Source organism: Kluyvera ascorbata ATCC 33433 (assembly GCF_000735365.1).
GTDB lineage: Bacteria > Pseudomonadota > Gammaproteobacteria > Enterobacterales > Enterobacteriaceae > Kluyvera > Kluyvera ascorbata.
This window is the reverse complement of the sequence record NZ_JMPL01000157.1, coordinates 1-8,514: the sequence shown is the minus strand read 5'-3', so window position 1 is coordinate 8,514 and position 8,514 is coordinate 1. Positions and strand designations below refer to the sequence as shown.

Here is an 8,514-nt window from a genome sequence, read left to right as displayed (position 1 = left end):
AGGATTCTGATAGGCTTCGCGGCCACCATCACACCGTCCATATGTTCCAGATGCGCTTTGGCCTCTTCCAGCGACTTAATGCCGCCGTTGATGGACATGGTCAGGTGCGGGAAATCACGTTTGAGCTGGTAGACACGCGGGTAATCCAGCGGCGGAATTTCGCGGTTCTCTTTCGGGCTTAAGCCGGAGAGCCAGGCTTTGCGGGCATGAATAATAAACATCTCGCACTCGCCGCGACCGGAGACTGTGTCGATAAAATCGCAGAGAAATTCGTAGCTGTCCTGGTCGTCGATACCGATACGAGTTTTCACCGTCACTGGAATCGACACCACGTCGCGCATCGCCTTTACACAATCCGCCACCAGCTGCGCGTTGCCCATCAGGCAGGCACCAAACATGCCGTTCTGCACGCGGTCAGACGGGCAACCGACGTTGAGGTTAATTTCATCGTAACCGCGTTCTTGCGCCAACTTCGCGCAGTGCGCCAGCGCCGCCGGGTCGCTGCCGCCCAGCTGTAATGCGACCGGATGTTCTTCTTCGCTATAGGCCAGATAGTCGCCCTTGCCATGAATAATCGCCCCGGTGGTCACCATTTCGGTATACAGCAGCGTGTGCTGCGACAGAAGACGCAGGAAGTAGCGGCAGTGTCTGTCGGTCCAGTCGAGCATAGGCGCGATGGAGAAACGGTGAGCGGGGAAAGCAGGAGTCGAAGTTTCTGACAGCATGGTGATTATTTAAGCATCCGGAAAAATGGGGCGCTACTATAGCATAAAGCTTGAGCAGAGATGTAATGCTGGAGAGGGGATCCTCGGCGGCGCTTCGCTTGGCCGGGCTACAGGATAGTATGGCCCTGTAGCCCGGACGAGGTGCGCGGCACCGACCCCGGGAAGGGAGCTACGTTAGAACGCAACGCTCAGCTGTGCCCCCGCACCCCAGGTTTGGTTTTCGCCGTACAGCCCCATCAGGTCGACGTGGACCCGGTTGAACGGCGCAAAGCCAACCCCGCCGGTGAAGACGTTGCTGTCGTTGTTTTTCACATCAGCACGATAGCCCGCACGCACCGCCAGCCAGTCGAGCGGACGTACTTCGGCACCTACACCAACGTACTGCGAGGTGTCTTCGCTTTTAAAGCCTTTCGTTTCGGTGAGATCGCCATCGGCACTGAGGGTGAGCATATCGGTATGCCAGGCGACCCCAGCGGTGACCAACGGGCGAATCTGGTAGGTATCGCGCACGCCGTCGACCTCTTTGGTGTCGATGTCGCGAGAGAACAGGTTTTGTCCGCTCAAGCCCACCGTCCAGTTATCACCAAAATCAGCGGCCAGACCGGCATCAACGTTGAAACCGGTGTCGTCATTGCGATAGCGGCTACTGTTGATGTCGTCGCTGCTGAAGTTGTAGATGGAGACGGTGTAATTATAGAGCCAGGTTTGCTGAAGCTTTGGCGTAATGCCCAGCGACACCGGCACACCGCCGAAGTCAAACTGGCGCGCGATAGCCACGCCGTAGTCACAGACGATTGCCGCGCGACCATAGCCTTTCGATTTCAGATCCTGTGGATTCACGCCAAGCGCGCTTATCGGCGCCGCTTCAACACCGCGCAGCAGGTTGATATCGCCCTGATCGATATACGAGCTGACCCGCGCCCTGGCGCTGGCTTTCGTGACAAACGCCACGTCCAGCACGTCGTTAGGGATACTGATAGCCAGTCCTGCGCCCGCTTTGGCGTTCGCCGTCTTTCCTTTCAATGAGGAGAGTTGATCCGCCAGATCGCCTGCCGCCGCAGAAACCTGACGAGAAGAAGCGCTGTTTGGATTGACAAGATCGGCAAGGTTAATCGTGCTCAGTACCCGCCGGTAGTTGTTCACATCGTCGCTGATATCATCAATTTTGCTGCGAAGATCGTCCTTATCGGAAATCTGCGCACCAATGGTCGGCACAATAAGCGTGATATCGTCATCCGGCTTCGCCTTCGCCAGCAGCGCCGGGTTGATGAGTACGCCGCTGCCATAATTCGCAGAAGCCACCCCCGTGCCGCCCATCGCGTCGTTACGCGCTTCCGTCCAGCCATTTGCCGCCCCTGCCTGTCCCGCCACGAAAAAGGAGACAGCGACCCCCATTAGCGAAAATTTGTCTTTTTTATTCACAGTTTGCTCGTCTTATTGTCGGTAATGAAACAACCCTCCATCCGTTATCGCCTGGATGGAGACGAACTGTTGCTGTGAATAGCGAGGAAAAAAGCGGTTTGTTCCCCTAACTGAAATTTTCTACGGTTATCGTTATTTTTAATAAGCACCCTAATCTTTATAGAAGAAGATGCTAATTTCGCCCAGGTTTTCCGTCGTGAGGGCCAAAAAACTGCGGCGGGTGATCGACCCAGCGATCCTCACGCGTCACGGCATACGAGGCGTTCAGCGGGTAATAGATGCGGTTGTGTTTTTTGTTCGCCTCGCCCACCACCAGCAGCCGCACCTCTTCGGAGGTGTTGTTGATGAAGGTATGGCACACGCCGGTTCCGGCGGGAAAACCGACGCTATCTCCCGGCTGGAGCTTCCACAGATAGCCGTTGATCCACGCCTGCGGGTAGCCCTCCAGCACGTAGATAAATTCCTCTTCGTCACTCTCCGCATGCGGATAAGAGGTGCGACGGCCGGGTGGGAGACGCTCGTGGTGAATACCGAGATGCCGTAGCCCCAGCGCGCGGGCCAGCGGCGCGCCGATGGCAAAAAGCTCGTTGCTATCGGGGTAAGTCGAGTCATCCGGTCCTTCAACATCATGCCAATGGCGAATGCAATCGGGTCTTTTCATCATTTTTCATCCTGAGTGTGAAGTACGCCTGCTATAACACACCTATAGCACACCGGTGGAAACTCGGCGTTTCCGGCATAACATGGTAAAGTAGGAGTTTGTTTCACCCGTAACCCGAGGACGCCAATGGATAAGACCACTACGCAAGAACTGTTAGCGCAGGCTGAAAAGCTGTGCGCGCAACGCGGCGTGCGCCTGACTCCGCAACGTCTGGAAGTGTTGCGCCTGATGAGCCTGCAAGAAGGGGCGATTAGCGCCTACGACCTGCTCGACCTGCTGCGCGTCAAAGAGCCACAGGCTAAACCGCCAACCGTCTATCGCGCGCTGGAGTTTTTGCTCGAACAAGGCTTCGTGCATAAGGTGGAATCGGCGAACAGCTACGTGCTTTGTCACCTGTTCGATCAGCCAACTCATACCTCCGCGATGTTTATCTGCGATCGCTGCGGCGTGGTAAAAGAAGAATGCGCGGAAGGGGTGGAAGACATCATGCACGCGCTGGCGGCCAAAATGGGTTTCGCTCTGCGTCATAACGTGATTGAAGCGCACGGTCTGTGCTCGGCCTGCGTAGAAGTAGAAGCGTGCAGCGCCCACGAACACTGCCATCACGACCATACCATTCAGATTAAAAAGAAATCCCGCTAGCGGGCGCTAAGCAGGGGGAGCGTACTTCCTTGTACGCACGGGCAGGAGGACGTTATTACCAGCGGTGGTTGTGACGTTTATCCCAGCTATCCACCTCTTTTTCGGCCTGATCTTTCGCGTAGCCGTAGCGTTCCTGAATTTTACCGACCAGCTGATCGCGTTTGCCTTCGATCACCGTCATATCATCATCGGTCAGTTTGCCCCATTGCTCTTTCACTTTACCTTTAACCTGTTTCCAGTTACCGCCGACTTCATCTTTATTCATCATTGAATCCTCGATCGTCAGTGAGTGAATAGCGAAAACGATGCTTCAGGAAAGACATCTTTTTTGCTAAGCGTGAGGTTAATTGTAGTCAGTCATTCTGGTGCTATTTCATTATTCGGAATCTTTAACCATTTCGTCAGGCAAACCAGCTGTTGTTTTTCCAGTGACGACGCCAGATAACGGCCAGCGACAGCCCGCGCAGCGCAAGGAATACGGCAAGCGCCAGCCACAGCCCATGGTTGCCCAGCAGCGGCAACGCCAGCATGGTGAGCGCAAACCCGGCGGCAGCCACCGCCATGCTGTTACGCATCTCCGCGCCGCGGGTGGCGCCGATAAACATGCCGTCGAGCAGGTAGCACCACACGCCGATAACTGGCAGCACCGCCTGCCACAGCACGTAGCGGTCGGCAAGCTGACGCAGTTCAGGTAGCGAGGTCAGCAGCGCCACAATATGTTCACCCAGGAGCGCGTAAATCAGCGCAAACGCCAGCGCCACAACCCCCGCCTGACGGCATGCGGCACGCCAGACTTCCAGCAGCTTGCTGCCGTCGCGCGCGCCATAGGCCTGTCCGGAATGCGCTTCTACCGCGTAGGCAAAGCCGTCCAGCGCGTAGGCAGTAAAGGTCAGCATCGTCATCAGCACCGCGTTCACCGCCACCACTTCGCTACCCAGCCGCGCGCCGAAGACGGTTATCGCGCCAAAGCAGAGCTGGAGCAGCAGCGAGCGCAGCATGATGTCGCGGTTGAGCGCCAGCAGGCGGCGAAAATCGCCCTGCCAGGCCGTTTTCAGCATCGCCCACGAGATCCCGCGCATCACCAGCACTTTGCGCGCCATTCCCAGCCCGACCAGTAACGTAGCGTATTCCGCAATCGCCGTTGCCAGCGCCGCGCCCTGCACGTTCATATGCAGCCCCATCACCAGCCACAGGTCGAGAACGATATTCAGCACGTTGCCGACGATGAGCAGTACCACCGGAGCCCGCGCATACTGCACGCCCAACAGCCAACCCAGCAATACCAAGTTCGCCAGTGCGGCAGGCGCGCTAAGCCAACGGATAGCGAGGAAGCGCCGGGCCTGTTCCAGCACCTCGCCGCTGCCGCCAACGATAGAGAGCGCCAGATTTATCAACGGTGTTTTAAACAATACGATAAGCAGCCCTGCGCCCAACGCCAGAAGCAGTGGCTGCACCAGCGCGCGAGCCAGCGCCTGCGGATTTTTCGCGCCGAACGCCTGCGCCGTGAGCCCGGTAGTGCTCATTCGCAGGAACAGCAGCAGCATAAACAGGAAGCTGGTTGCCGTAGCACCAATGGCGACGCCGCCCAGATAGACGGGGCTATCGAGGTGGCCAATGACGGCGGTATCGACCAGGCCCAGCAGCGGCACGGTGATGTTGGAGAAGATCATCGGTAGCGCAAGGCGCCACAGCGCCTTATCGGCGTGAGTAAGTAGCGGCATGAGTATCGACCAGAACGAAAAAAGGCTGCGATAGCGGAAGTATCGCAGCCATTAGAATCAGGGGAGAGTTACAGCCATTCGCCGTTGCGGATAACGCCAACGGCCAGCCCTTCGATGGAGAAATTCTGCTGGCGCAGATCGACCACGATAGGTTTAAATTCGCTGTTTTCTGGCAGCAATTCGACGACGTTGCCCTGTTTTTTCAGGCGTTTTACCGTCACTTCTTCATCGATACGCGCCACGACAACCTGGCCGTTACGTACATCCTGGGTTTTATGTACGGCAAGCAGGTCGCCATCCATAATACCGATGTCTTTCATCGACATGCCGCTGACGCGCAGCAGGAAATCCGCACTTGGCTTAAACAGAGACGGGTCAACCTGATAGTGACCTTCGATGTGCTGCTGCGCCAGCAGCGGTTCACCCGCCGCCACGCGGCCCACCAGCGGCAGGCCCTCTTCTTCTTCCACCAGCAGGCGGATACCGCGAGAAGCGCCTGAGACAATCTCAAGCACGCCTTTACGTGCCAGCGCTTTCAGGTGCTCTTCAGCCGCGTTTGGGGAACGGAACCCCAAGCGTTGAGCAATTTCCGCACGCGTTGGCGGCATGCCAGTCTGGCTGATGTGATCCCGGATGAGATCAAACACCTCTTGCTGCCTGGTCGTTAACGCTTTCATTCCGCCCCCTGGGTGTATATACAGTTATGCTGTGAGTATATACAGCTACTGGCTATTTTGGAACCGTAAAACTCACGAAATCAGGCAGTTTTCGCAGGTTTAGTGAAAATGAGCCCACAGTAAGATGACCCAGGTGATTACCGCCACGAAAATGGACAGCAGCACCGCCGCCGAACCCATGTCTTTTGCCCGGCCAGACAGCTCGTGATACTCGGAGCCGATGCGGTCAACCACCGCTTCCAGTGCACTATTGAGAATTTCCACTATCATCACCAAAAGGACCGATCCGATGAGCAGGACACGGGTGATGGCATCGACATCCAGCCAACAGGCGATAATAATCGCGATAACAGAGGCTACCCCTTCCTGGCGGAATGCCGCTTCATTGATCCACGCCGCGCGGAATCCTTTCCAGGAATAACCCGCAGCTTTGATGATTCGGGTAATCCCAGTGGTATTATTGGCCATCTCAAGAACCTTTTTCGTTTTTACGTCAATGACAATGCGTGATATGAGGCGGTAGAACAGAAATTTCACCGACTTTCTGATATTCTTGCCGCGCATTTGCATGATTAACCAGAGGCTTTACATCGTTTATGTCCGGCTGGCCACGAATTTACTACAAATTACTGAATTTACCATTAAGTGTTCTGGTAAAAAGCAAGTCTATTCCGGCACAACCTGCCCAGGAATTGGGGCTTGATACGTCGCGCCCTATTATGTACGTCCTGCCTTATAACTCTAAGGCTGACTTGCTGACGCTGCGCGCTCAGTGCCTGGCGCACGATTTACCCGATCCGCTTGAACCCCTGGAAATCGACGGTACGCTACTGCCGCGCTACGTCTTTATCCACGGCGGCCCGCGCGTGTTCACCTACTACACGCCGAAAGAAGAGTCGATCAAACTGTTCCACGACTACCTCGATCTGCACCGCAGCAATCCAGAACTGGATGTGCAAATGGTGCCGGTGTCGGTGATGTTTGGTCGTTCGCCGGGTCGTGAGAAAGGCGAAGTGAACCCACCGCTGCGCATGCTGAACGGCTTCCAGAAGTTCTTTGCCGTTTCCTGGCTCGGTCGCGACAGCTTTGTGCGTTTCTCGCCGTCCGTCTCCCTGCGCCGCATGGCTGACGAACACGGTACCGATAAAACTATCGCTCAGAAACTGGCGCGCGTCGCGCGTATGCACTTTGCTCGTCAGCGTCTGGCCGCGGTCGGCCCACGTTTACCGGCGCGCCATGACCTGTTCAAGAAGCTGCTGGCGTCAAAAGCCATCGCCAAAGCGGTAGAAGACGAAGCGCGCAGCAAGAAAATTTCCCACGAGAAAGCCCAGCAGAACGCTATTGCGCTGATGGAAGAGATCGCGGCGAACTTCTCCTACGAGATGATTCGTTTGACCGACCGCATCCTCAGCTTTACCTGGAACCGTCTGTACCAGGGCATTAACGTGAACAACGCCGAGCGCGTACGCCAGCTGGCGCACGACGGGCATGAAATTGTCTATGTGCCGTGTCACCGCAGCCACATGGACTACCTGCTGCTCTCTTACGTGCTTTATCACCAGGGGCTGGTGCCGCCGCATATCGCTGCCGGTATCAACCTGAACTTCTGGCCAGCGGGCCCGATTTTCCGTCGCCTGGGCGCCTTCTTTATTCGCCGTACCTTTAAGGGCAACAAGCTCTACTCCACCGTGTTCCGCGAATACCTCGGCGAGCTGTTCAGCCGTGGTTACTCCGTTGAGTACTTTGTGGAAGGCGGGCGTTCCCGTACCGGCCGTCTGCTGGACCCGAAAACCGGCACCCTGTCGATGACCATCCAGGCGATGCTGCGCGGCGGTTCACGTCCGATCACCCTGGTGCCGATTTACATCGGCTACGAGCACGTGATGGAAGTGGGGACCTACGCCAAAGAGCTGCGCGGTGCGACCAAAGAGAAAGAGAGCCTGCCGCAGATGCTGCGCGGCTTGAGCAAGCTGCGTAATCTGGGCCAGGGCTACGTCAACTTCGGCGAACCCATGCCGCTGATGACCTACCTGAACCACCATGTGCCGGAGTGGCGCGAGTCTATCGACCCGATCGAAGCCGTACGCCCAGCCTGGCTGACGCCGACCGTCAACAAGATGGCGGCCGAGCTGATGGTGCGTATCAACAACGCAGGCGCGGCGAATGCCATGAACCTGTGCTGTACCGCGCTGCTGGCTTCGCGTCAGCGTTCGCTGACCCGCGAGCAGCTGACTCAGCAGCTGGATTGCTATCTGGCACTGCTGCGTAACGCGCCGTACGCGCCGGATGCAACGGCACCGACCTCCTCTGCCAGCGAGCTTATCGATCACGCGCTGCAGATGAACAAGTTCGAAGTCGAGAAGGATACCATCGGCGATATCATCATTCTGCCGCGCGAGCAGGCGGTGCTGATGACCTACTACCGCAATAACATCGCGCATATGTTGATCATGCCGTCGCTGCTGGCGTCGATTATGACTCAGCATCGCGAGATTTCCCGCGAGCAGGTGCTGAGCATTATCGATACGCTGTATCCAATGCTGAAAGCGGAGCTGTTCCTGCGCTGGGATCGCACAGAGCTGCCAGCGGTTATCGATACGCTGATTGCGGAGATGGTTCGTCAGGAGATGATTAGCGAGCAGGACGGTGAGCTGCGTATCAACGCC

At 56.8% G+C, this 8,514-nt stretch carries 8 protein-coding genes and 1 pseudogene; 2 read left to right on the top strand and 7 right to left on the bottom strand.

Going from position 1 to position 8,514, the window contains the following annotated elements:
- The 3 genes and pseudogenes from dusA to GKAS_RS21585 all read right to left on the bottom strand — a co-directional run.
- A pseudogene (gene dusA, locus GKAS_RS21595) lies at positions 1-725 on the bottom strand (tRNA dihydrouridine(20/20a) synthase DusA); the annotation flags it as partial.
- Between the two features lie 174 nt (positions 726-899).
- Complete coding sequence (locus tag GKAS_RS21590) at positions 900-2,147, bottom strand: conjugal transfer protein TraF (RefSeq protein ID WP_035897339.1); 1,248 nt, start codon at positions 2,145-2,147, stop codon at positions 900-902.
- Positions 2,148-2,319: 172 nt separating this feature from the next.
- Entirely contained in the window at positions 2,320-2,808 is a 489-nt protein-coding gene (locus GKAS_RS21585) for a cupin domain-containing protein (protein WP_035897345.1), read from the bottom strand.
- Between the two features lie 126 nt (positions 2,809-2,934).
- Here GKAS_RS21585 and zur point away from each other — a divergent pair, with 126 nt between their 5' ends.
- Entirely contained in the window at positions 2,935-3,450 is a 516-nt protein-coding gene (zur, locus tag GKAS_RS21580) for a zinc uptake transcriptional repressor Zur (protein ID WP_035897338.1), read from the top strand.
- 55 nt (positions 3,451-3,505) lie between these two features.
- Here zur and GKAS_RS21575 read toward each other — a convergent pair whose 3' ends face one another.
- The 4 genes from GKAS_RS21575 to GKAS_RS21560 form a co-directional block, all read right to left on the bottom strand.
- Complete coding sequence (locus tag GKAS_RS21575; protein WP_035897337.1) at positions 3,506-3,715, bottom strand: CsbD family protein; 210 nt, start codon at positions 3,713-3,715, stop codon at positions 3,506-3,508.
- A gap of 136 nt (positions 3,716-3,851) precedes the next feature.
- Positions 3,852-5,171 carry an MATE family efflux transporter DinF gene (gene dinF, locus GKAS_RS21570; RefSeq protein WP_035897336.1) on the bottom strand — a complete coding sequence of 440 codons (1,320 nt, stop codon included), beginning with the start codon at positions 5,169-5,171 and terminating at the stop codon, positions 3,852-3,854.
- Between the two features lie 68 nt (positions 5,172-5,239).
- The gene (gene lexA, locus GKAS_RS21565) at positions 5,240-5,848 is read right to left on the bottom strand and encodes a transcriptional repressor LexA (RefSeq protein ID WP_035897335.1); all 609 of its coding nucleotides are present in this window, start codon (positions 5,846-5,848) and stop codon (positions 5,240-5,242) included.
- A 99-nt stretch (positions 5,849-5,947) separates the two neighbouring features.
- The gene (locus GKAS_RS21560) at positions 5,948-6,316 is read right to left on the bottom strand and encodes a diacylglycerol kinase (protein WP_035897343.1); all 369 of its coding nucleotides are present in this window, start codon (positions 6,314-6,316) and stop codon (positions 5,948-5,950) included.
- 128 nt (positions 6,317-6,444) lie between these two features.
- On the opposite strand from GKAS_RS21560, the gene plsB reads away from it, so the two are divergent.
- Positions 6,445-8,514, top strand: a 2,070-nt coding sequence (gene plsB, locus GKAS_RS21555) for a glycerol-3-phosphate 1-O-acyltransferase PlsB (RefSeq protein WP_035897341.1), incomplete at its 3' end; no start/stop codon positions are given.